21 protein-coding genes and 1 tRNA gene are annotated in these 21,475 nt (G+C 64.5%); 12 read left to right on the top strand and 10 right to left on the bottom strand.

What is annotated here, in order from left to right; genetic code table 11:
• Together GGD61_RS21200 and GGD61_RS21195 are read right to left on the bottom strand one after the other, a co-directional pair.
• The coding region (locus GGD61_RS21200; RefSeq protein WP_183231074.1) for a chemotaxis protein CheA at positions 1-1,460 on the bottom strand (1,460 nt) is incomplete at its 3' end.
• Positions 1,461-1,887: 427 nt separating this feature from the next.
• On the bottom strand, positions 1,888-2,325 hold the full coding sequence (locus GGD61_RS21195; RefSeq protein WP_246785964.1) for a response regulator: 438 nt from the start codon (positions 2,323-2,325) through the stop codon (positions 1,888-1,890).
• 480 nt (positions 2,326-2,805) lie between these two features.
• Between GGD61_RS21195 and GGD61_RS21190 the strand changes: the two genes are divergently transcribed.
• The 4 genes from GGD61_RS21190 to GGD61_RS21175 all read left to right on the top strand — a co-directional run bounded on the left by GGD61_RS21190 (position 2,806) and on the right by GGD61_RS21175 (position 5,286).
• Complete coding sequence (locus GGD61_RS21190; protein ID WP_092261404.1) at positions 2,806-3,516, top strand: Crp/Fnr family transcriptional regulator; 711 nt, start codon at positions 2,806-2,808, stop codon at positions 3,514-3,516.
• Between the two features lie 189 nt (positions 3,517-3,705).
• Entirely contained in the window at positions 3,706-4,404 is a 699-nt protein-coding gene (locus GGD61_RS21185) for a Crp/Fnr family transcriptional regulator (RefSeq protein ID WP_018322870.1), read from the top strand.
• A 156-nt stretch (positions 4,405-4,560) separates the two neighbouring features.
• Positions 4,561-4,938 (top strand): Hpt domain-containing protein, encoded by a 378-nt coding sequence (locus GGD61_RS21180; RefSeq protein ID WP_177237388.1) that lies wholly within the window; start codon positions 4,561-4,563, stop codon positions 4,936-4,938.
• Between the two features lie 99 nt (positions 4,939-5,037).
• Positions 5,038-5,286, top strand: a complete 249-nt coding sequence (locus GGD61_RS21175; RefSeq protein WP_092261406.1) for a hypothetical protein — start codon at positions 5,038-5,040, stop codon at positions 5,284-5,286.
• Positions 5,287-5,368: 82 nt separating this feature from the next.
• Here GGD61_RS21175 and GGD61_RS21170 read toward each other — a convergent pair whose 3' ends face one another.
• A complete protein-coding gene (locus GGD61_RS21170; protein ID WP_018322867.1) occupies positions 5,369-5,992 on the bottom strand; it encodes a helix-turn-helix transcriptional regulator in 624 nt (207 codons plus the stop codon).
• 337 nt (positions 5,993-6,329) lie between these two features.
• Here GGD61_RS21170 and GGD61_RS21165 point away from each other — a divergent pair, with 337 nt between their 5' ends.
• Both GGD61_RS21165 and GGD61_RS21160 read left to right on the top strand, forming a co-directional pair.
• Positions 6,330-7,493: a hypothetical protein gene (locus tag GGD61_RS21165; RefSeq protein ID WP_092261407.1), complete on the top strand. Its 1,164-nt coding sequence runs from the start codon at positions 6,330-6,332 to the stop codon at positions 7,491-7,493.
• A gap of 742 nt (positions 7,494-8,235) precedes the next feature.
• Entirely contained in the window at positions 8,236-9,450 is a 1,215-nt protein-coding gene (locus GGD61_RS21160) for an EAL domain-containing protein (protein WP_018322864.1), read from the top strand.
• A 10-nt stretch (positions 9,451-9,460) separates the two neighbouring features.
• Here GGD61_RS21160 and GGD61_RS21155 read toward each other — a convergent pair whose 3' ends face one another.
• Complete coding sequence (locus GGD61_RS21155; RefSeq protein ID WP_092261508.1) at positions 9,461-10,321, bottom strand: DMT family transporter; 861 nt, start codon at positions 10,319-10,321, stop codon at positions 9,461-9,463.
• A gap of 163 nt (positions 10,322-10,484) precedes the next feature.
• Between GGD61_RS21155 and GGD61_RS21150 the strand changes: the two genes are divergently transcribed.
• Positions 10,485-11,858, top strand: coding sequence for a PLP-dependent aminotransferase family protein (locus GGD61_RS21150; protein ID WP_409362466.1), 1,374 nt, complete (start codon positions 10,485-10,487; stop codon positions 11,856-11,858).
• Here the strand turns inward: GGD61_RS21150 and GGD61_RS21145 are convergent.
• Complete coding sequence (locus tag GGD61_RS21145) at positions 11,855-12,460, bottom strand: GDYXXLXY domain-containing protein (RefSeq protein ID WP_092261409.1); 606 nt, start codon at positions 12,458-12,460, stop codon at positions 11,855-11,857. The genes GGD61_RS21150 and GGD61_RS21145 overlap by 4 nt on opposite strands.
• Positions 12,457-13,728: a DUF2157 domain-containing protein gene (locus GGD61_RS21140; RefSeq protein WP_092261410.1), complete on the bottom strand. Its 1,272-nt coding sequence runs from the start codon at positions 13,726-13,728 to the stop codon at positions 12,457-12,459. Before GGD61_RS21140 ends, GGD61_RS21145 begins: the two co-directional genes overlap by 4 nt.
• A 497-nt stretch (positions 13,729-14,225) precedes the next feature.
• Here GGD61_RS21140 and GGD61_RS21135 point away from each other — a divergent pair, with 497 nt between their 5' ends.
• A complete protein-coding gene (locus GGD61_RS21135) occupies positions 14,226-15,227 on the top strand; it encodes a tripartite tricarboxylate transporter substrate binding protein (RefSeq protein WP_092261411.1) in 1,002 nt (333 codons plus the stop codon).
• 725 nt (positions 15,228-15,952) lie between these two features.
• On the opposite strand, the gene GGD61_RS21130 is transcribed toward GGD61_RS21135, so the two are convergent.
• Positions 15,953-16,042, bottom strand: a tRNA-Ser gene (locus GGD61_RS21130).
• A 575-nt stretch (positions 16,043-16,617) separates the two neighbouring features.
• Entirely contained in the window at positions 16,618-17,772 is a 1,155-nt protein-coding gene (locus GGD61_RS21125; protein WP_092261413.1) for an ROK family protein, read from the bottom strand.
• A 331-nt stretch (positions 17,773-18,103) separates the two neighbouring features.
• Here GGD61_RS21125 and rplU point away from each other — a divergent pair, with 331 nt between their 5' ends.
• The 3 genes from rplU (at position 18,104) to GGD61_RS21110 (ending at position 19,611) form a co-directional block, all read left to right on the top strand.
• Positions 18,104-18,490: a 50S ribosomal protein L21 gene (gene rplU, locus GGD61_RS21120; RefSeq protein ID WP_008538808.1), complete on the top strand. Its 387-nt coding sequence runs from the start codon at positions 18,104-18,106 to the stop codon at positions 18,488-18,490.
• 103 nt (positions 18,491-18,593) lie between these two features.
• On the top strand, positions 18,594-18,863 hold the full coding sequence (gene rpmA, locus GGD61_RS21115) for a 50S ribosomal protein L27 (protein ID WP_008137923.1): 270 nt from the start codon (positions 18,594-18,596) through the stop codon (positions 18,861-18,863).
• A 154-nt stretch (positions 18,864-19,017) separates the two neighbouring features.
• Positions 19,018-19,611: a GNAT family N-acetyltransferase gene (locus tag GGD61_RS21110; RefSeq protein WP_026202082.1), complete on the top strand. Its 594-nt coding sequence runs from the start codon at positions 19,018-19,020 to the stop codon at positions 19,609-19,611.
• A gap of 162 nt (positions 19,612-19,773) precedes the next feature.
• Here GGD61_RS21110 and GGD61_RS21105 read toward each other — a convergent pair whose 3' ends face one another.
• On the bottom strand, positions 19,774-20,688 hold the full coding sequence (locus GGD61_RS21105; protein ID WP_092261509.1) for a DMT family transporter: 915 nt from the start codon (positions 20,686-20,688) through the stop codon (positions 19,774-19,776).
• Between the two features lie 26 nt (positions 20,689-20,714).
• On the bottom strand, positions 20,715-20,984 hold the full coding sequence (locus GGD61_RS21100) for a hypothetical protein (protein WP_183231072.1): 270 nt from the start codon (positions 20,982-20,984) through the stop codon (positions 20,715-20,717).
• On the opposite strand from GGD61_RS21100, the gene GGD61_RS21095 reads away from it, so the two are divergent.
• Positions 20,958-21,440, top strand: a complete 483-nt coding sequence (locus GGD61_RS21095) for a MaoC family dehydratase (RefSeq protein ID WP_177237389.1) — start codon at positions 20,958-20,960, stop codon at positions 21,438-21,440. The two genes, GGD61_RS21100 and GGD61_RS21095, sit on opposite strands and share 27 nt — an antisense overlap.
• The last annotated feature ends 35 nt before the right edge of the window (positions 21,441-21,475 follow it).

Raw genomic sequence — 21,475 nt, 5'->3', positions numbered from 1 at the left:
ACGGAGCTTCCCTCGCCGGCCACCGACTTGATGTCGATGGTGCCGCCGATCTGGTCGATATTGGTGCGCACCACGTCCATGCCGACGCCGCGGCCGGAGACCGAGGTGATGGCCGCCGCGGTGGAGAAGCCCGGCGCGAAGATGAACTTGTGGATCTGGGCTTCGCTCATCTTCTCGAGCTCGGCCTCGGTGACGAGGCCGCTCGAGATCGCCTTGGCCTTGATCTTCTCGGTGTTGAGGCCGCGGCCGTTGTCGGCGATGCAGATGATGATGTGGCCGCCCTCGTGATAGGCGGACAGGCGGATGGTGCCCTGCTCGCCCTTGCCGGAGGCGAGACGCTCGGCGGGGGTCTCAAGGCCATGATCGGCGGAGTTGCGCACCATGTGGGTGAGCGGGTCCTTGATCAGGTCGAGCACCTGGCGGTCGAGCTCGGTGTCGGCGCCGTGCATCTCGAGTTCGATCTGCTTGCCGAGTTCGCTGGAGAGGTCGCGGACGATGCGGGGCAGCTTCTGCCAGGCATTGCCGATCGGCTGCATGCGCGTCTTCATGACGCCTTCCTGCAGCTCGGCGGTGACGTTGGACAGCCGCTGCAGCGGCACCTTGAACTCGGTGTCCTCGTTGCGGCGGGAGATCTCCAGCAGCTGGTTGCGGGTCAGCACCAGCTCGGAGACCATGGTCATCAGATGCTCCAGCGTATCCACGTTGACGCGGATCGACTGGTTGGCGATGCGGTCGCCTTCGCTGGCGCCCTCGTCGGCCATCGACTTCTTCGGCGCGGCCTTCTCCTTGGCGGGCTTTGCTTCCTTGGCGGCGGGCGCGGGCGCTTCAACGGCCGGCGCGGGCTCGGCCTTGGCTTCAGCCTTGGCAACGGGCGCGGACGTCGGCGCTTCGATCGCGGTCTCGCGGAAGGCGCGCTCGAGCTCGTCGAGCGAGACTTCGCCCGGACGCAGCGGGCGCTCCAGGGTCTGGTCGATCAGCGACCCCGTGGTCATGTTTGCCGGCGCAGCAGCGGCAACCGGGGCTTCCGGCACCAGCGGCGGGGCCTCAGTGACGGGAGCAGCGGTACCTGCCGCCATGGCCGCCATGCCCTGCTCGACCATCGCTTCCAGCTTGTCGATGAGATCGCGGTCGGTCCCCTCCGGCTCGGCTTCGGTTGCTTCCAGGCCGGCCAAAATTTCCTTGATGCGGTCGATCGAGGACAGGATCACCGTCACCGCCTGCCCGGTCACCGGCATGCCGTCACGGAATTTGCCCATCAACGTCTCGCCGGCATGGGCCAGCGCTTCCAGCCGCGGCAATCCGAGGAAGCCGCAGGTGCCCTTGATGGTGTGGACCAGGCGGAAGATGTTATCCAGGATCTTGGCGTTGTTCGGCTCCTGCTCGAACTTCACCAACTGGTTGTCGACGGTGTCCAGGCTCTCGCTGGTCTCCGTCAAAAACTCCCGCAACAGATCATCCATGAGCTACGCCTTACTGACCTGACCCTGGACTTCGGCGCCTGCGCCGCTTTTTGGCATGGACGGAAGTCTCTATTCTGGATCGTTAGACATCCCTTTTCACAGTCCCGTTAATTTCATCCTCCGTCCTAATACGGATATTGAAGAGAAGTTTGCGGTTCGCCCGCATGCGGCTGCGCTATTCGGCAAAAACGACTCCGCGCCGCAACGGCGGGGATGCGTGAGGTAAACGGGCCGATAACAGCGGGCGAGGCGCGCCGGAAAATCCCGCTCTTGAAGGACGATAGGGGCCGCCTGCGGGGCATCGAACAGCGCCGCCGGCAACCGGAGGCGCAGTTGCGCCCCCCGGTTCGCGTCGGCGGCGCGATCTGCGTAGTCCGCAGACGCGGTAAACGAACGGTTACCTGTGGCCACAGCGGCCCGCGCCGCGCTAACCCAATCGCGCGGCCGAGGCGATGTCGCCGTCGGGACGATGCTCCGCCAGACAATCGTTGATGGCAGCGAGCAGCGCGTGCGGAGTGAACGGCTTGCGCAGACAGCGTGAGGCGCCGAGCTCGAGTGCCATCCGGAGGAAATCGGGTGCAGGCGAATTCAGATTTGCAAAGGCGTAGCCGGACATCGCGATCAGCGGAATGACCGGCGCCCGCTCGTGGAAGATCCGGATCGATTCGAACCCGCGCATGTGCGGCATGAAGATATCGATGATCATCAGATCGAATTGCTGGTGTTCGAGCGCGCGCAGTCCGGCTTCACCTCCTTCGGCAATCGTGACTCGAAAATTGTTACGCTGGAGATAGACCTCGATGGCCATGCAGACCATCGGGTCGTCGTCGACAACGAGAATATGGCGCAGACCTTCTGTCCCCATTTGAGTTTCCCGTTTTGGCGATTCAATAATTGAACCGTGGGGCACGCCCGTTCTCCTTTGCTTTCAGTCGAAAAATGGATGGTCGCGAATGCCGTTGGCGGCACGGGGAAGATGGACGCGAAATCTGCGGCCACGCGACACCAGGCTTCATGGCAATAGTGGATGGCTGTAAATGCTGGTCCAACGGACGACACTGCGCGGGTCGACCGACGTCTGATCGCAGCGCGGATGCAATGCTTCCGGCTCATGACAGCCCCCTTGCAGCTTTTTCCTGCGCAACCCCTGCAGGACCCGGCGCACCGGCTCGAGAGCGAATCAGCGCGCCATTCTTATTTCCGCCGCAAATGCCGCAGCCTGTCTGCCCTCTAACGGGTATATGGACAGCGCCACAACCTTTACAATATGTTTTTGTCACCGCGCAACTGGATGACGAGCGGGCTTTACACCGATCGTACATCGAACACGCCGGATTGACCTTCGATGATTGCGAGCGGCCGCCCGTCCAACCAATTGCTGCAAATGCTCGACGCGGCAGATCTCGATCTGCTGCGCCCGCATCTCGCGACAGTCGAACTGGTCAGGAAATCTGTCTTGTGCGAGGCGGGTGCTGCGCTGAGATATGTCTACTTCCCGCATGGCGGATCCGTTTCGATCACGGTGGGCCTGTCCGAGGGACAGATGATCGAGGTGGCGATGCTGGGCCGCGACAGTGTCGTCGGTGGCGGCGCTGCGCTTGCCGGCGGCATCGCGGCGACGGACGCGGTCGTCTTGTTCCCAGGGACTGCTTCCGTGCTTGAAATCGCAGCTTTCCGTACGGTCGCTGCCGCAAGCGCGCCGTTTCGCCAGTTGATGGTCCGCCATGAGCAGGCCTTGCTAGCGCATGCGCAGCAGTCGCTGCTCTGCAATACGCTGCACCCGGTCGAGGCGCGGCTCGCGCGCTGGCTGCTGCGCGCCCGCGATCTCTCGGACAGTGAAATCCTGCCGCTGACCCAGGAGGCGCTGGCGCAGATGTTGGGCGTACGGCGCAATGCCGTCTCGCTGGTCGCGCATGCGCTGCAGCGGGCCGGCATCATCCACTACAGCCGTGGCCAGATCGAAATCCTCGATCTACGGGCACTGGAGAAGACGTGCTGCGACTGCTATTCGGCAGTGAAAGCCCACCACCTCCGCCTGGTGGGAACCGTGCCGTGACGACAGCTCGGCGCAATCAACTGTATGCCGGCGTGCACGCAGCGTGGCAGGACCGCTGCCATGGTCGGGACAACTTGTCCCAATTGCCAATATATCCCGACGTGAACATGATGGAACTTACGCGCGCTGGGCGTGATTTCGTCCATCGCGATTCGATGGCGCGGGAACGGGAGGCAGCTTTTGGAAACGATGGTGCGTTCAGCCAACGGTTTCCTGTCTGCACTGTCGGCAGACGACTATGAATCGATCCGCCCGCACCTGCGAACAGTCGATCTGCCCCATGACGCGGTGCTGGTCGAGACCGGCGAGGCGCTGAAGCGTGCGTATTTTCCCCACCGCGGCGTCATCTCGCTGGTGGTGAAGCTCGCCAAGGGCGAGCATGTGCAAGTCGCCATGATCGGGCGCGACAGCCTGCTCGGGACGCTCTCGACCATGGGCGATGCATGCGCGCTGAACACTGCCATCGTGCTGGTTCCGGGCGTCGCGTCGGTGATGGATCTCGACCGGCTGCGGATCGCCGCCGACCAGAGCAGCACCCTGCGCACGTTGCTGACGCGCCACGGGCTGGCGGTCTACGCCCAGGTCCAGCAGACGGCAGGCTGTAATGCCGCCCATCCCGTGGAGTCGCGGCTGTCGCGCTGCCTGTTGCACACGCATGACCTCTCGGGCGACTACCGGCTGCTGCTGACCCAGGAGGCCATGGCGCAGATGATCGGGGCGCGGCGCAACAGCGTGTCGCTGGTCGCCAACACCCTGCAACAGGCCAATTTCATCCATTACAGCCGCGGGCACATCCAGATCACCAACCTCGACGGCCTGCGCCAGACGGCGTGCGAATGCTACGCCACCGTGAAGGCCCAGTACGACAGGCTGCTCGGCGCGGGCTGAGGGCCGCACCCGCATGGTAAACTGCCGGCTAATGCCGGCCTGCAAACACCTTGTGTCCTGCTACCGGAACTGAAATTCGAATGCCGTAGACATTGGGCAGCCCTCGCGCCCGGACGTGCCGCGCGACAAATGACCCCTTATCAAGGCAGCAGGCCCATGTTTGAAGTCACCGTCGCGCCCGCGCAGGAGGCGCTCGATGCCGAGCCTGCGCGCGAGCCGCACGCTTACGAAGCGCTGGTGCGAGAGATCGGCGAGGGCGGCGCCTGCGAAGTGCGCGATGTATTCTGGAGCGAGACCGGTGCGCGCCTGCAATTGTTTCGCACGCTCTCGCTGGCGCAGCACCACGCCAGGATCGCGCGCGAAGCGCATTCGCTGAAGAGCGCAGCCGGAACGTTCGGCTATGCCAGGCTCGCGGCGCTGGCGCTGCGACTGGAGAAGTCCGCGGAGAGGCTCGGCGATAGCGAATTCCGCGATCTCCTGGACCTGATGGACGCCGCCTATGCCGCCGCGCGCGCGCAGGAGCCGCAGGGCTAACCGCTCGCGTGTGCATTCCCGCCGTACTTCTACGGTTTGGGATTTTTAGAGATGGCTAATCATAGGTGGCGATAGTCGCCGGAAACCAGGAGGGTTTCCATGTTCACCTACGAGACCGCGGACCAGAAAGAGGTTCGCCGCTTCCGTATCGCACAGTTCAACGGCCGCATGGCAACGGTGAAGGCTGGCGAGTCCACGGTGACCGGCTTCGTGCGTTCGGTGCTGGAGCATGAATCGAGCATGCCGCCCCGCTGGACCATCACGATCATCCCGAACGGGCCGAAGGAAGAGATCAAGCCGTTGCGTTCGATCTCGCGCGCGCGTCCCTTCGCCGAAGATTATTTCTGAGCGCGATCGGGTTTTTAAGACGTGCCGGGAAATCTCTCGGGGTCTTGTCCGCACCGCCTGCCGGCGATGCAACACACCAGCCTCAGTCGATCGAGTGCAGCAGCGCCGCGCGGACGAGATCCGCGGTGTTGCGCGCACCGAGCTTGCGCATCGCTTCGGCGCGATGGCTCTCGAACGTGCGCGGGCTGATCTGCATCCGAAGCGCGCCCTGCTTGTTCGAATAACCTTCGCTGATCAGGCTCAGCACCTCACGCTCGCGCTTGGTCAGCCGCTTCTGACCCGACAGGCTGAGGAGTTCGGCGCTCGGCACGCGCTGGGCCTGCTGGGCGCGGACGGCCTTCGATTCCGCGTCCTCGACGCTGGACGGGATCGACAAGCCACCCTTGTGAGGACCGGCAAGCTGCTTGACCACGCCGCAAACCCGCTCGGTTTGTGCCAGCGCGTTCTCGATCACCCGCTGCAAATAGGCGCGGTCGCCGGTCACGGGCGCGAGTTGATCGCTGTGATGCTTGATCTCGCCCATGTAGAGCAGCAGGGCAGTCAGGGGGCCGTTGAGCTCGCGGGCGATGGCAGCGGCCATTTCGTCTGCGGCTTTGGCCCGGGCGGCACTCAGGCGGACGAAATCGAGCTCTTCAGTTGGAGCAGCGCTGCTTTCGTACCATTCCGACGGCCGCGAATCGGTGGCCGTATCATTCTGTGACCCCATGTCACTCGTTTAGCGGAACCGGGGGCGGTCTGTGGTTAACTTTTTACTCCGTAAGACTACGGTGATTTTGTCGGTTTTGCGTTAAAGTGGTGACGTCGGCACAATTTGTGCTTGCGTTTGGCGGCGCGCGCCCACGCTGGGGTTGAGTTTTTCGCCGGAAACTTGGGCAGACAGGCGAAACCGTCCTTAACCGCAGCCTTCGCCCCGACGCCTCCCCCCGGTTTTTACGGATTAATTAACGGCGACTTGCTTCTCTTAGGGGAAGTTGAGAGCGCGCAAATGCCTCCACGCATTGGGCCCGCACGCCCGCGGGAAACGCTGCGAAAGATTGCGTGCCATGAACGAGATCGATCGGCTGTCGGAATTCCTGCAGAGGCTGACGCCGCTGTCGCGCAGCTGTCTGCTCAGCGAACTCGAACGGCTCGAGCTGTGCGGCATCGACATGCCCGGCTCGTCCGACATCCAGTCGCGCTTGCGCGCCGAATTTCGCAAGGACGGATCGACCCAGGCGCGCGCCACTAGCCCGTCGCGCTATTTCTTCGCGCCGCTCGAACTGCTCCTGATCGATGGCGCGCCCGAGCACGCCAATATGGGGCGGATCTCGCGCAACACCCTCACCCCGATCTGGGAGTGGATCTGCCGCGACCTGCTGCCGACCATGGCACGCGACTACATCAAGGCGATCAACGACCAGGTCGCAGCCAACAACCCGAAGGAAGTCCTGAAGGTCGCCGCGACCTTCCAGACCAAGGTCGTCAAGGTGCTCGAGAGCACCTTCGCATCAGTGGAGAGCACCGAATCCGCGCGCGGCAAGCTCGCGCAATACACGGCCTCACGCACCGCCTTCGACGACGTCAGGAAGATGCAGCACGTGCTGCGCGCGGGCAATGCGCTGCCGAAATTCAACGAAAAGCTGCCTGAGAAGATCGCGAAATTCGACGACGGACGGGTTGCCCAGATCACCGCGCAGCTCGACGCCTTCAAAAAGGCTCATCCCGATGCGCTGCCCTTCGCGCTCGCGCTGGTGGCGAGGCGCCTGACGATGCCCTGGCAATTGGCGCGTCTCGCGACCAAGGCCGCTGCGAGCAAGAGCGTCACCGATGTCGCCGCGACGCCCTATGCCTGCGTCATTCCCATGGTGCTCGACCGGCTCGACGACAAGCGCCTCGCACTTCGGATCGCGCTCCGGCACAACCGGGTGCTGGTCGCCCGCGACCTGCTCGCCGAGATCTACGACACCGAATATGCACTCAAGGTGCGCATCGACGGCATCGAAAATTGCGAATGGGGAATCCGGCTCCAGCAATTGATGGATGCGATCGCGGCGCTGGTGTCCGCCGAGGTGAGCCGCTTCCCGTCCAATGTCGGCCACATCCTCGGCTCGCGCCGGCTGCGCAGCCACGACACGCTCGGCGGCAAGCTGACCTATCTGGCCTGGAAGGGCCGCGACGTGGTGCAGGACGGCGCGGCGGCGTTTCGCAAATTGATCGGGCAGACCTGATATCGCGCGAACCGCTGCACACTTTTCCGGTTCATGCTCATTGCGCGCGCGGCAGGCACAGGAAGCGATCGAGAAATCGCCCTGACATCACGACCCTGAACCACCAATACATCATTCGCCGCATCGTCATTGTCGTAATCCTCGACAGCCCACCACCGGCTGTGCCGAGCAATAGCGCAGGTGCAGCAATGCGCGTGTGATGCACTTCACATTTGCAGCCCTGGGCCCGGACGCGGTGTCGCAGAACCGTCACGAGCGAAAGCGATACTTGCGCGCATCGCGCGAAGGCGAATCCTGCGAACGTCGCCGTCGCTCGCTCCCGATGCACCGCAAAGCGATCGGGAGAGCAACCGCCGCAATGCGGGGCCGCCCACCGCCGACGACGCGCTCCTGTTCACCGTCTTCGTCGCGCACGAGCGGGCGCACACCCCGAAGAAACGCCGGAAATTAATCTGCGCTGGTCGCGTCGTTGCTTCGAAAGGGCACACATCTGCATCGCTCATCTTCATCCACCGGCAAGCGGGGCGCAGCTTTCATCGCGCGAAAGACATTTCGCGTGCGCTGACAGTCGTTGTGCGCGTGGTGCTCGGGTATGCGAACTCTTTGCGAAGAGTCTGTCGACAAATTAGCTCGAATTGCAGGGTTTAACGTTACTCAAATAATTCAAGAACGATGTGAAGCTCTCCTTATTTGAACCCACGCTCACCGTTTAAGAAACCGTCACGGAACGGGAGTGGTGTTGATGAACGATGGGATGGTTGAACTCGTCGGACGAAGGCCTGTGACCTTCGGACGACGAAAGGTAACGCCGCGCGCCTGCGTGGCCGATAGCAAGCGGCATCTGCGCGCCTTCCTCAGCGAGGTGCTGGAGGATCTCGGCTTCGTCACCAGCGAATGCGCCAGCTCGGACGAGCTGCAAACCGTGCTCGCCACCGAATTGCCGGACCTGATCCTGCTCGGCGTCGCCGCCGACGGCATCGAGCCGGGGAGATTCCTCGAAATATTGGTGCGCGAGGCATTTGCCGGCAAGGTTCTCGCCGTCGGCGCCCGCGAGTCGATCATCGTCAAGGCCGTGCGGCAGGTCGGTGAGGAATATGGCCTTGCCATGCTGCCGCCGCTGACCACGCCCTTTGCGGCGGAAACGCTGCGCGAGCGCATCGCCATGCTGCTGCCGGAAGAGCCGGCGCCCAGTCCCGCCGTGCATGTCGGCGAGGCCCTGCATGCCGGCTGGCTCGAGCTCTGGTACCAGCCCAAGATCGACGCGCGCACGCTGATCCGCTGCGGTGCCGAGGCGCTGGTGCGGATGCGGCATCCGACCTGGGGCGTGGTGCCGCCGGCTTACTTCATTCCCGAGGAGCGCGATCCGCATCTGCGCGACCTCTCCGAATTCGTGATCGAGCGCGCGATACGGGACTGGCACTATCTGCTGGAGCAGCAGACCCCGGTCGATCTCTCGATCAACCTGCCCGCGTCTTATCTGAAGGAGCCGCAGGCGGTGCGCGATCTCTGCCGTCGCGTGCCGACGCATCCGGCCTTCGGCGGGCTGACGGTCGAGATCGACAGCGAGGAGGCGATCCGCGATCTCGATCTCCTGACCGAGGTCGCGCGCGAGGTCGGGCTGCACAATATCGGCCTGTCGATCGACAATCTCGGCGCCAACTGGCCGGCGCTGATGGAGCGGGACAAAGTTCCCTTCGTCAAGCTGAAGGCCGACCGGCAATTCGTCACCGGCAGCGGCAGTGACCGGTTGAAGCGCACGGTGTGCCGTCACATCGTCGAGCTCGCGCAGGGCTTTGGCGCGCGCAGCGTGGCCCAGGGGGTCGAAAGCCGCGCCGACCTCGTCGCCGCCAACGAGCTCGGCTTCGATCTCGTGCAGGGCTTCCTGTTCGGCAAGCCGATGCCGCTGAAGAAGTTTGCAAAGGGCGCGCTGACGAAGACGGTGATGGGGCAGGCGTGAGGCACAAGCCTCACGCAAACCGCCGCGCGAAGAACACGCAGGCGACCACGAGGACGGTCGCGACGATCATGCTCCAGGCGACGGGCTCGTGCAGTAGCAGGCCGGCGAGCGCGAGACCGAAGAACGGCTGGAGCTGCTGCAACTGGCCGACACGCGCGATGCCGCCGATCGCAAGGCCGCGGTACCAGAAGATGAAGCCGACGAACATGCTGAAGATCGAGACGTAAGCGAGCCCGATCCAGGCGGGCACGCTGACGCCGTTCCAATTCGCCGGCCAGGTCAGAACCGCGACCGGCACCATCAGCGGCAGCGCGAGCAGGAGCGCCCAGGAGATCACCTGCCAGCCGCCGAGCCGGCGCGACAATGCGGCGCCTTCGGCATAGCCGAGGCCGCACAGCACGATCGCGGCCACCATCAGGAGATCGCCGGCGAGCGAGGCCGAGCCGCCGTTCGACAAGGCAAAGCCGGCTACCGTGGCGCTGCCGAGGATCGCGAACAGCCAGAACAGTGGCCGCGGCCGCTCGCCGCCGCGCAGCACGGCGAAGACCGCGGTCGAGAGCGGCAACAGGCCGATGAAGACGATCGAACGGGCCGAGGTGATGTGCTGGAGCGCGAGCGCCGTCAGCAGCGGGAAGCCGACCACGACGCCGATGGCGACGATGGTGAGGGAGGCGAAATCCGTTCGCTGCGGCCGGGCCTGCCGCAGCACGCCGAGCACGGCCACACCGATCAGCGCCGCGATGACCGCGCGGGCCGAGGTCAGGAACAACGCGGAGAAGCCGCCGACCGCGACGCGCGTCGCCGGCAGTGAGCCGCTGAAGATGATGACGCCGAGCAGGCCGTTGCCCCAGCCGCTCCCCGCAGATTGCATGTCCGTTCCGCCTTTCGAGAAGCGCGATACTCGGCTGTCGGCGGTGGCACGGCCAGTCACAATCCAATACAATCCGGCAAATCTGTATGGGTATGGAAGGTGATACACCTTGGACATCGGAGCGCCATCGAAGGGACGCGGCGGCACGCGGACCATTGACGTGATGAGCGCGATCCGCGCCAAGGTCGCCGGCCGCGCGCTCAGTGCCGGCGACCGCCTGCCATCGGTCCGCAGCCTGGCCGCCACAATGGGCGTGTCGCCGTCGACCGTCGTCGAAGCCTATGATCGCCTCGCGGCCGAAGGCCTGATCCGCGCCCGTCGCGGCTCCGGCTTCTATGTCTCGCCGACCATCATGCCGCCGCTTGCGCTGGCCGAAGCCGGGCCGCGGCGTGACCGGGAGGTCGATCCGTTCTGGGTCTCCAGGCAATCGCTCGATGCCGACGCGGCAGTGCCGAAGCCCGGCTGCGGCTGGCTGCCGGCGGAATGGATGCCGGAAGCGGCCTTGCGCCGCGCCGTCCGTGCCCTGGCGCGGACCGATGCGGATCTCTTGACGGACTATGGCAGCACGCGCGGCGGATTGGCGCTGCGCCGGCTGCTGCTCGCGCGCCTTGCCGAGGATTCGATTCCCGCGTCGGTCGATCAGCTCATGCTGACGGGCTCGGGCACGCAAGGCGCCGACCTCGTCTGCCGCTTCCTGCTCCGTCCCGGCGACACGGTGCTGGTCGACGACCCCTGCTATTTCAATTTCCGCGCGCTGCTGCGGGCGCATCAGGCCAGGATCATCGGCGTGCCCTACACGCCGTCGGGCCCTGATGTCACCCGCTTCGAGCAGATCCTCGGCGCCGAACGTCCCAGGCTCTACATCACCAATTCAGCGCTGCACAATCCGACCGGCGCGACGATGTCGCTCGCGAGTGCGCACCGGCTGCTGACCGCGGCCGCGGCGCACGACCTCACCATCATCGAGGACGACATTTTCGGCGATTTCGAGCCGGAGCGCTCGCCGCGCCTTGCCGCGCTCGACGGGCTCACCCGCGTGATCCGCATCGGCAGCTTCTCCAAGACGCTGTCGGCCTCGGTACGCTCAGGCTACATCGCCGCACGGGCCGACTGGATCGAGCATCTCGTCGACCTCCAGGTCGCAACCAGCTTTGGCGGCCCGAGCCCGGCCGCGACCGAGATCATCACAAAGGTGCTGGCCGGCGGCAGCTATCGCAAGCACATGGACGAGCTCCGGCAAAAGCTCACGCGGATGCGCCGCGACGTCGCGCGAAAACTTCAGGCACTCGGCATCGAGCCCTGGCTGATGCCGCGCGGCGGATTCTTCCTCTGGTGCCGGCTCACGGGCGGACAGGATGCCGCGCATGTCGCGCGCGCGGCGCTGGAGCAGGATGTCGTGCTGGCGCCGGGCAACGTGTTCAGCGTGTCGCAGACATCCCAGCACTTCATGCGCTTCAACGTGGCGCAGATGAACGATCCGCGCGTGTGGGAGGTGCTGCGGCGGGCGTTGAAGGCGACGCCGGAGCCGCCGCGCTAATACAGCGGCTCCTCATAGACCGGCTCGCCGTCGAGCAGCAGCCGCTTGATGGCGGCGCGGCCGGAGGGGAGCACGGCGGCGACGACGCGGAGCTTTTGCTGGTTGCGGGCCTGCTCGAGCTTCTTGCCCTCGCCTTCGGGCACGAAGTAGCTTTCGAGACCGTACTTGATTGGCAAATTATCGCAGAAGGTGTGACGGCCCGAGCCGCAAGCCCCGCCGTAATTGGCGACGCGGCCGCGGATCAGCACCTCGGGCGCCGCGACCGGCACCGGCTCGGCATGCACCGAGACCGCCTGGTAGAGGCCGTTGGCATTGGGCGCGAGCTTGACGAACACGACAGGATGGCGCGCGTCAGCCGGCTTTCCGGCGAGCGCGCCGGCCGGCACTTGCGAGATGTCGTAGCGGAGCACGACATAGTCGCCGCGCAGGAGATCGCGGGGATCGACCGGCTGCGTCTGCAAGGTCACCTCAACGCCTTCGCGCAGGATTTGCATGCGGTCGGCGACCATCAGGACCAGCAGCGCGCATTGCAGCAGCACAGCGACGCCGAACAGCACGGCCTTCGGGATGCGCTGCCAGCGTCCAGTGATGGTACCGATCATCGCTCGGCCCTCGGCAGCATGCGATTGAGCGCGGTGGCAAAGACCACGGCGATGATTCCGGCCCCCGCAAGAAAGGCCGAGCGGCGCAGCAACGAGCCGTGCACCGCCCAGGTGATGCCGGCGATGACGCCGGCAATTCCGAGCCAGCCGGCGGCGATCCGCGGGCGCACGTCATCGAGCACACCGGAGACGACGAGGCACAGCATGGCGCAAAGCAGCGCGGCGTAAGCGAACCAGGGCTCGCCGGCCGTGGAGACCGGCCAAATCGGCGCGGCGAGCAGCACGAGCCCGATCGCGCATGATGCGAGGATTTCACCTGCGCGCTTCGTGAGCATGGCGGAGACGAGGGCGAGGATCACCCCCGCGGCCCCGCACAGGATCGCCCAAATCGGCTGGGCGGATACCGTGCTGGTCCGGAAGCGAATGATGTCGTCGACGGTCGCCACCTCCAGGACGGCGACGCCGGCCAGCGAAAACGCCCCGTAAATCGACAGGACGGTCCCGAGCCGGAGCGCCCTCGGCGAAGGCCAGGCTGCGAGCGCGAGCCCGGCGCCGAACAGCAGCGCGGCGCCGTTGGCGAGCACGAAGGACGGCTGGGCGCCGTCGAACTCGAAGCGCAGCGACGTCGCGATCCACCACGGCAACAGCGCGAGCGCGACGAGATGAGCGGCGGCGCGCGAATTCCAGGCGAAGGCGAGAACTGCTGCGATCAGCCAGACCGCCACGAACGGAAGATGCAGGACGTCCGGCGCATCATAAGTCCGCATGCAGGTCCAGATGCCGGCGGCGACGAGGCCGACCGCGAGCGCACCGCGCGAGCCGGTCAGCAGCGCCGCGGCGAACGCGCCGATCGACCACAGCAGCATGCCGCCGGCAAAGTCGTCGCCGAGATGATACATCTGACCGACCAGCGCGATGCCCGCACCGAAGATGATCGCACCGACGCTGGCGCAGAGATCGGCGAGAACGTCGCGGCCTCGAGCAGCGAACCATGCCCCGAGGGCGCCGGTGACGACCATGCCGGCGAGCAGGATCGCGAACCGCAACAGCCGCGCGATCTCGGTCCAGTGCGCCGCGACGAAGGCGAGGAACGCAGCCGCGATCAACAGACCGCCGACAATGCCGACGACCACGGCGATGTTGATGCCCGGCGCTAGCTGCGGCAGCGCATTGCGGATCGCGGCAGCCGCCGCCGGCGCAATCACGCCATCGGCTTCCCATTGCGCAAGATCAGCGTCGAGGCGGTCGCGGTAGGTCTTTTCGAACATTGTGGTGAGGTTACCTTGGGCCCGCCGGAGAGCGGGGCATTGCTAGGTCGGATCGTGGGGGTGGTGGGTTCAAACTGGCGGCGCGGTGGGCGGCGGTCTTATGCCCCGGACAACAATAAACGCGAAAACAACCCCATGCACAGTAGGCGGGGGCTGGAAGATCAAGGACTTACGCGGGCAGAAACGGATTACGCGTCGGGCAATTTTTCAAGAGCAAGCGAGCCAAGGGATCGCAGCTTGTGGCCTGACGGCGATCCATCGATCTTTTCATATTTTGCAAAAGTGATGCTCGGACTGCGCCAATGGTTGGACGAGACTCGAGACTGTAGCCTTCGGTCAAGATGGCCATCAACGGCCACACTGTACCGGGGAGAACTGCATCCATGGCGTTTGCACCTGCGCAACTCCTGGAGGGAGCGGATGGTGCGAGCGCTCCGAAAGGCGCCGCCGCGAGATCTGGCGCGGGCAGCGGCCTGAGCAGGCGTCCCGGAAGGGCGATGACGAGAGCGCTCGCAAGATCGTTTCTCTGTCTCGTCGTCGCGATGGCACTGGCACTTCATGCGAGCGCCGCGCGGGCGCAGACGGCCGCGGAGTCCTGGCCGAGCCGCGCAATCACCTGGGTGGTGCCGTTCGGAGCCGGGGGCGTCACCGACCTCGTCTCGCGCAAGATCGCCGAGCTGCTGCGGACGCGGCTCGGGCAGCCCGTGGTGGTGGAGAACCGGCCCGGCGCCGGCGGCACCATCGGGACGGAGTTCGTGGCGCGGGCGCAAGCGGACGGCTACACCGTGCTCTACGCCTCCGGCGGGCCGATGACGATCCAGCCGAACCTCGGACTGACGAAGCTCAGCTACGACCCGCTTAAGAGCTACGTCCACATTCGCGGCGTGAGCTCGTCGAACCAGATCCTCGTCGCGACCGCGGCGGCGCCCTACAACACGCTGGCTGAATTCGTCGCCTACGCGAAGGCCAATCCGGGCAAGGTCAATTTCGGCTCCCCCGGCCCCGGCACCGCCCAGCATCTCGCCGGCGAGATGTTCAAGGCGGCCGCCGGCATCAAGCTGACCCATGTGCCCTACAAGTCGGGCGCGAACCAGATGACGGATATGATGTCGGGCGTCCTCGACGTTTCCTTCGACTACCTCACCGTGCTGAGGCCGCTGATCGACACCGGCAAGGTCAAGGTGCTCGGCACCACCGGGGCGGCGCGGATGGCCGCGCTGCCCGATGCGCCGACGGTGCTCGAGGCCGGCTACCCCGACGCCGTCAACGCCGGCTCGACCTGGGTCTCGGTCCCGGCCGGGACCGACCCGAAAATCGTGGGCAAGCTCTCCGAGGCGCTGGCCGCCGTTCTCGCCGACCCCGGCATCGCCGCCGACCTCACCACCAACGGCCAGGTGTCGATTGCCGACAAAGGGCAGGCCGAGATGGTCCCGTTCATCGTCGATGAGACGGCGCGCTACAAGCGGGTGATTGAGAGCGCGGGGATTGGCGCGCAGTAGCGGGGGGATCGCCGGGGGGTGGCGCGCACGCGAAGGAGCGGCCGTAACGTAGCGTGCTCGACACTACGTCATGCTCGGGCTGGAGATCCGAAAGACTCCCAAGGCGCGTGCGCGCGAGATCGCGCTGGAGCTGATCCGGACTTAAGGCCCCTTCGCTTTGGGCACGCTAAGCCCGCGGCGCTCTCTGGCGCCGTGCACCAGCGCGTCACCATCATGCGCACGCTCGCCTTATCTCGAAGCGATCCTGCTCGACGATTGGCCAGGCTCTGGCCAACCCTCTCGAAGGCGAGCGAGCTGCGCAGTCAACGTTGGTGTGGATTTTTGTTTGCCCCGACGTTCGCCGTCGCATAGTGCCAGTCTATCCGGCAGGACCTCATTGACGAGTTTGCCAAGAACCACGGTCTCAAGGTTGTCTGGCGAGTGTGGGTGGAAAAAGATGGGGGCTTAGGAACGAATCACGGCACCAGTAGACACCGGCAGTTTGCGCGCAAGGACTTTATCGGTTTCTCTTCGAAGATGGCGGGAAGTGGCAAGGCAAATTGATCCCGTTTCGTAGTTAGCTAATCTGCTTTTGAACCACGACGACCGCAGCTGCGGTCGTCCGAAACTACTAGCTTGATAGGATACTGAAGCCCCATCTTTGCACCGACTTCTCCGCGGAGAACTATCCGATCGGATAAAGCAAGGAGATGGCCTGCAAATTCGTCCGGCCGCTGGCAGCGTTATGGCGGAGAGGGAGGGATTCGAACCCCCGATAGGCTTGCACCTATGCCGCATTTCGAGTGCGGTGCATTCAACCACTCTGCCACCTCTCCTGAAGGCGCCATGGTAGGAGCAGCGGCCCCTGTGGTTGGGGGCGTTAATAGGCGAGGATGGCGGGCCAGACAAGGCGCGCGGGGCGAAAATCCGCTGCCTGTTTCGCCCTCTGCCCGCCCCTTCCCGGCGCGAACGGGGGGAAAGGCGGTCCGATTAGCGATTTGCCCCGGTTTTCGCGCGCGCGAGGCGTCCGCTTCGACAACCCCAATGCGGAGACACCCTCTCCCCAACCCTCCCCCGCGCGCGGGGGAGGGGGCGCACCGCCTTCGGAGCGGGCGTCTCATTGCATGTTCGAAAAAACGGGGTGGGACCGCCAGACGCGGTAAACACTGGCGGTCCCTTGCCGCTCATTGAAATACTGGCTGGGAAGGGCGGCTTCGCCGGCCAGGTGAGGCGACAATTCGACCCTAGCGTGCGGCCTCGGCGCCGCAACGCAATCCGGTCCTTAACCTAACCAGTCAAGGTTACTCTGGAGCCGCTTCCGTTCCGATGACATCGGAACGGGGCTCCAGATTCCCTGTTTTGCGCGTTTTCTCGACGCGAACCGGTGTCCACTTCGCTTGAAAACGCGCAGCTAGTCGCTCTTGGCGCTGTCCTTGTTGTTTTCCTTGTTGTTTTCCTTGGCCTTTTTCTTTCCGTTCTCCGTACTGTCCCGGTCCTTGGCGCTCTCCTTGCGGCGGTTGGTGAAGCGCGCATTGCCAAGGCCGGTGCCGATGGTGAGCACGCCCCAGCGCTCGACGTCCTGCATGAACGGCACCTCGGAGAGGCCCTGAACCACGCCGTCATTGTGCATCAGGATCGCGGTGTCGTGCTCGCCGATCTCGGGGATGCCCTCGATCAGGCTCGCCGGCAGGTTGAACTTGCTGCTCTCCCAATTGCCCGGCAGGTTCTGCGCACCCTTCTCGATCGAGCCGTCGGCATTGATCACGCCGGGACAGGCGATGCCGATGAAAGGCGCGAGCTTGAAGCCTTCGTTCTCGGCTTCCGTGATCAGCCCCTTCAGCATCTTGGTGAGGCGCTTGACCGCACCTTCGCGCGTCGGCTCGTCGTCGGCATGACGCCACAGCTCGGATTTCACGACCTTAGCCTTCGACAGGTCCTTGGCCTTCCTCCAGTTGGTCTCGACCAGGCCGCAGCGGATGTTGGTGCCGCCGATGTCGACGGCCAAAATGCTGTCATAGGCCTCGAAGATCCAGGACGGCGCCAGATGCAGCGCGCCGACCAGGCCGGCCTCGTCGGGATGATGGCGGATCGGCATCATGTCGATCTTGAAGTCCTCGGATTTGAGGATGATCTCGGTGCGCGCGATCGCGAGCTCGCCGAGCCGGGAATCGCGAAAGCCGCCGCCGACCACAATGCGCTCGGTCTTGGCCCAGGCCTTGGTCTTGAGGAAACGCCGGGTGACATAGGCAAGCTCCTGGGCGAAATCCTCGATCGCGCTGTGCACCACCGCGGAGGCCTCGGTGTCGTCGCCGACCAGGATGGCATCCAGCGTCTTCTTGCTGATCTCCTCCGAGGGCTCCTTGCCGAACGGGTCCTCCCCGGTCTTGCGCAGCGGCTTGCGCCAGCGGTCGAGGATGTCGCGGAACGCGCCCTTGCTGGCGCGATCGCCGAGAAAACCGTCCTCGTCCTTCATCTCGATGTTGAAACTGTCGATCTCCACCGACGGCAGCCGCTCCGCGCCGTGATGGGCGATGCCCGTCGCCTTGACCAGTTCGTCCGTTGCCATGGTAAGCCCTTGCCCGCATGTCGATTTGCGAGGACAACGGCAAGGGAACCCGTTGGTTGCAATGCTATCCCGCAGATTCGACGAGGCGCCGGAAGAGGTCCAAGGCCTTCAAATCCGGGCCTTTTTCCGCGGTTTTCCTTGACTCTTCTCTGCCGGCGGCTATAAGTCCCACACCCGGCGCGGGGCGTTTCTCGCGCCGCTTGTTTTTGCGTGGGTTTTCAAAGGGATAACTCCCGCCCGCACAAAACTCGATAAACCCATAGCGACTGACAAAAAGCCGACCCCGACGATACCAGTCGCGAGGCCGGGATTGAACACGGAGAAAAAAACGATGTTCGCAGTCATCAAAACCGGCGGCAAGCAATACCGCGTCGTGCCGGATGATGTTCTCGAAGTAGGCAAGATCGAAGGCGAAGTCGGCTCGATCGTGCAGCTGAATGAAGTTCTGGTGGTCGGCGGCGACACGCCGGTGCTGGGCATTCCGACGGTCGCAGGTGCGTCCGTTGCGGTCGAGGTGCTCGACCACAAGCGCGGCCCCAAGGTCATCGCGTTCAAAAAGCGCCGCCGCAAGAATTCGCGCCGCAAGCGCGGCTATCGCGACGAGATCACGGTGCTCCGCATCTCCGAGATCCTGACGGATGGCGCCAAGCCCACCAAGGGCCCGCGTCCGAAGAAGGAGAAGGTGGCGAAGGAGCCGGCAGCGGAAGCCGCCGAGTAACGCAGAATCGATCACGCCAATTCACGAATTGATGCGTGAGAAATTTTGAAATGATTCCGTCAAGGAATTGATCTAGAAATACGCAGGATTTCGGAGACGAGCCATGGCTCACAAAAAAGCAGGCGGTTCATCGCGCAACGGTCGCGATTCCAAGGGTAAGCGCCTCGGCATCAAGGCGTTCGGCGGGGAAGTTGTGATTCCCGGCAACATCATTGCGCGTCAGCGCGGCACCACCTGGCACCCGGGCCTTAATGTCGGCATGGGCACGGACCACACTCTGTTCGCCAAGATCGAGGGTCGCGTCACGTTCCAGGCCAAAGCCAACGGCCGCACTTTCGTATCGGTTCTCCCGCTCGCAGAGGCGGCTGAATAGACGGTGGATCAAATTGGAGTCCGCCGGTCCTACCAAACCGGCGGAGTCCTTAAGATCGCAAGAGATCGAAGGCTCCAAGGGGGAGGCGGGAAACCGGCCTCCCCTTTTCTTTTGACTTGCTCACTTTGACTTAGTGACTTTCACGGAGCCGGACATGTTGCAGGATTTCTCGAGCGCGACCTTGGCTGAGGCGAGACCTGGTGTCGTCGCCACCGAACGGCTGACCTTGCGGCGGCCGACCCTCGCCGACGTCAGGACCATCGCCCGGCTCGCCAACGACCGCCGCGTCGCCGAAAACACCCGCCGCCTCCCGCACCCCTATTCGCAGGACGACGCCGTCGCCTTCGTCCGCGCCACCGCCGCGCTCGGCAGCGAGACCGTGTTCCTGATCGAGCACGATACCGGGCCGGTCGGCATGGTCGGCATCGACTGCTCCACGCCTGGCAATGCCGAGCTCGGCTATTGGCTCGGCGTCGAGCACTGGGGCCAGGGCTTTGCCACCGAGGCCGCGCGCGGCGCGATCGACTTCTTCTTCGAGGAATTCGAGGACGAGCATCTCTATGCCGGCGCGCGCGTCACCAATCCCGCCTCGCGCAAGGTGCTGGAGAAGTGCGGCTTCCAGTGGAGCGGCGTGCAGCTGCACCGCTTCCTCGCGCTGGGATCGTCGACGCCGGTCGACTGCTTCCGCCTCTCGCGCGGCGTGTGGGCCTCGCTGAAGAGCTGGAGCAGTGCGCGAAGGATGAGGTAGGTGGCGCACTGCGTCCTCAATCACCAGTGTCGCCCCCGCGAAAGCGAGGGCCCATAACCACAGGGAGGAGTGTGAGGCAAAAGCGCCCACTCCGAGTCTTCGCAAAACATCTCCCTGTGGGTATGGGTCCCTGCTTTCGCAGGGACGACGGCGTGAGTGGGGTTACGCCGGCGGATTCACTTCCACGCTCTCGCGACCCAAATCCCGTTCGCGCAAGTAGATGTAGAACCCCGCGCCGATGATGATCGCGGCGCCGATGAGCGTGGCCATTGACGGCACGTCGCCGAACACGACGAAGCCGAAGATCACGGCCCAGACGATCATCGAATATTGGTAGGGCACCACGACGCTGGCCGGCGCCAGCTTGAGCGAGCGGTTGACGCAGAACAGCGCGGTGACCGAGACGCATCCGGCCAGCGCGAAGATCACCAGGCTGCCAGGGGTCGGCGGCACCCAGTGGAAGGCGGACAGCACCGCGCCCAGCGAAAACGTGCCGACGAATTGCGAGGATGCCATCACGATGTCGGGCGTCTTGCGCAGGCTGCGGGTGATCAGCATCAAGGTCGCAAACGACAGGCTGCCGCCGAGCGCGATCAGCGCCGGCAGGCTGACGGTCTGCGCCGACGGCCGCAGCGCGATCAGGACGCCGCAGAAGCCGATCAGGATCGCGGTCCAGCGCCGCCAGCCGACCTTCTCCCCTAAGAAGATCGCCGACATCGCGGTGACGAAGATGGGACCGGCAAGATAATAGGTGATGACGTCGGCGAGCGGCAGATAGACGGTGGCGAGGAAGAAGGCGGCGACCTCGAGCGTCGACAGCACGACGCGAAACAGCTGCAGCCACGGCCGTTCGAGGCGGACGAAATCATGACGCTGCCGCCAGATCAGCGGCGCGAGCAGCAGCAGCGCCGCGCAGGCGCGCAGGAACAAGAGCTGCCCCACCGAATAAGTCCCGACCAGGAACTTGCCCATGGCGTCGCCGAACGAGAACATGAAGATCGACAGCACCATCAGCCCGATGCCGGCGAGGCGCGCGGAGCGATCGTCATAGGCGGAGAGGTTCTTGAACAGGGGCATCGAATAAGTCGGACTGTGAGAGGTCGTCATTGCGAGCGAAGCGAAGCAATCCAGACCGTCTCCATGGCGGCAGTCTGGATTGCTTCGTCGCTACGCTCCTCGCAATGACGGGCGGAGAGAGCGCAGAAAATCAGCGCTAGAGTTCGCTTGCGGTCGTTTTTAATGACGTGAGCCGCCGCGGCAACCCCGCGCAAGCCGAATTGAACGGATTGTCGCACTCTTCGCATCGCGGTAGCGATAAGCGCCCCGCCGATAAAGTGAGCATGGACATGACCGATTTCGATCCGACCCAGCATCGCATGATCCCCACGCAACGCTGGTTTGAGGATTTCGTCATCGGCGAACGCTTCGTGCTGCCGAGCCGGACCCAGACCTCGGCGATATTCGCCGCATTCCAGACCGCGAGTGGCGACACCCATCCCGTGCACTATGACGTGGAATATTGCCGCAGCCGCGGCATGCCGCATCTGCTCGCCCACGGTTTTCAGACGCTGATCCACACCGCGCCGGGCGCCGGCCTGTTTCCGTTCATGGTCGAGGAGTCCCTGGTGGGCTTCCTCGAGCAGTCGAGCCGGTTCCTCAAGCCCGTGTTTGCCGATGACACCATCTACCCCGCGCTCGAAGTCACCGAGCTGGTGCCGGGACGTACCACCGGCGCAGTGACGCTCCGCAGCACCGTGTTCAACCAGCGCAAGGAGCTGGTGCTGGAGGGGACGCAGAAATTCCTGATCCGGCGCCGGCCGACTGGTTAAGCAAGGGGCGAAATCGCGAGAAATTCGGCCGATTT

This window comes from Bradyrhizobium sp. SBR1B, from assembly GCF_014198205.1.
Classification (GTDB): domain Bacteria; phylum Pseudomonadota; class Alphaproteobacteria; order Rhizobiales; family Xanthobacteraceae; genus Bradyrhizobium.
Note: the sequence above shows the minus strand (reverse complement) of the source record. Positions and strands in the feature narration are given on the sequence as shown.

Excerpts from the sequence above, each read along its gene's own strand:
- GGD61_RS21195 (WP_246785964.1), bottom strand. The coding sequence starts at position 2,325 with ATGGGGACAGAAGGTCTGCGCCATATTCTCGTTGTCGACGACGACCCG.
- GGD61_RS21190 (WP_092261404.1), top strand. The coding sequence starts at position 2,806 with ATGATTGCGAGCGGCCGCCCGTCCAACCAATTGCTGCAAATGCTCGAC.
- GGD61_RS21185 (WP_018322870.1), top strand. The coding sequence starts at position 3,706 with ATGGTGCGTTCAGCCAACGGTTTCCTGTCTGCACTGTCGGCAGACGAC.
- GGD61_RS21180 (WP_177237388.1), top strand. The coding sequence starts at position 4,561 with ATGTTTGAAGTCACCGTCGCGCCCGCGCAGGAGGCGCTCGATGCCGAG.
- GGD61_RS21175 (WP_092261406.1), top strand. The coding sequence starts at position 5,038 with ATGTTCACCTACGAGACCGCGGACCAGAAAGAGGTTCGCCGCTTCCGT.
- GGD61_RS21170 (WP_018322867.1), bottom strand. The coding sequence starts at position 5,992 with ATGGGGTCACAGAATGATACGGCCACCGATTCGCGGCCGTCGGAATGG.
- GGD61_RS21165 (WP_092261407.1), top strand. The coding sequence starts at position 6,330 with ATGAACGAGATCGATCGGCTGTCGGAATTCCTGCAGAGGCTGACGCCG.
- GGD61_RS21160 (WP_018322864.1), top strand. The coding sequence starts at position 8,236 with ATGAACGATGGGATGGTTGAACTCGTCGGACGAAGGCCTGTGACCTTC.
- GGD61_RS21155 (WP_092261508.1), bottom strand. The coding sequence starts at position 10,321 with ATGCAATCTGCGGGGAGCGGCTGGGGCAACGGCCTGCTCGGCGTCATC.
- GGD61_RS21150 (WP_409362466.1), top strand. The coding sequence starts at position 10,485 with ATGAGCGCGATCCGCGCCAAGGTCGCCGGCCGCGCGCTCAGTGCCGGC.
- GGD61_RS21145 (WP_092261409.1), bottom strand. The coding sequence starts at position 12,460 with ATGATCGGTACCATCACTGGACGCTGGCAGCGCATCCCGAAGGCCGTG.
- GGD61_RS21140 (WP_092261410.1), bottom strand. The coding sequence starts at position 13,728 with ATGTTCGAAAAGACCTACCGCGACCGCCTCGACGCTGATCTTGCGCAA.
- GGD61_RS21135 (WP_092261411.1), top strand. The coding sequence starts at position 14,226 with ATGACGAGAGCGCTCGCAAGATCGTTTCTCTGTCTCGTCGTCGCGATG.
- GGD61_RS21125 (WP_092261413.1), bottom strand. The coding sequence starts at position 17,772 with ATGGCAACGGACGAACTGGTCAAGGCGACGGGCATCGCCCATCACGGC.
- rplU (WP_008538808.1), top strand. The coding sequence starts at position 18,104 with ATGTTCGCAGTCATCAAAACCGGCGGCAAGCAATACCGCGTCGTGCCG.
- rpmA (WP_008137923.1), top strand. The coding sequence starts at position 18,594 with ATGGCTCACAAAAAAGCAGGCGGTTCATCGCGCAACGGTCGCGATTCC.
- GGD61_RS21110 (WP_026202082.1), top strand. The coding sequence starts at position 19,018 with ATGTTGCAGGATTTCTCGAGCGCGACCTTGGCTGAGGCGAGACCTGGT.
- GGD61_RS21105 (WP_092261509.1), bottom strand. The coding sequence starts at position 20,688 with ATGCCCCTGTTCAAGAACCTCTCCGCCTATGACGATCGCTCCGCGCGC.
- GGD61_RS21095 (WP_177237389.1), top strand. The coding sequence starts at position 20,958 with ATGACCGATTTCGATCCGACCCAGCATCGCATGATCCCCACGCAACGC.
- GGD61_RS21100 (WP_183231072.1), bottom strand. The coding sequence starts at position 20,984 with ATGCTGGGTCGGATCGAAATCGGTCATGTCCATGCTCACTTTATCGGC.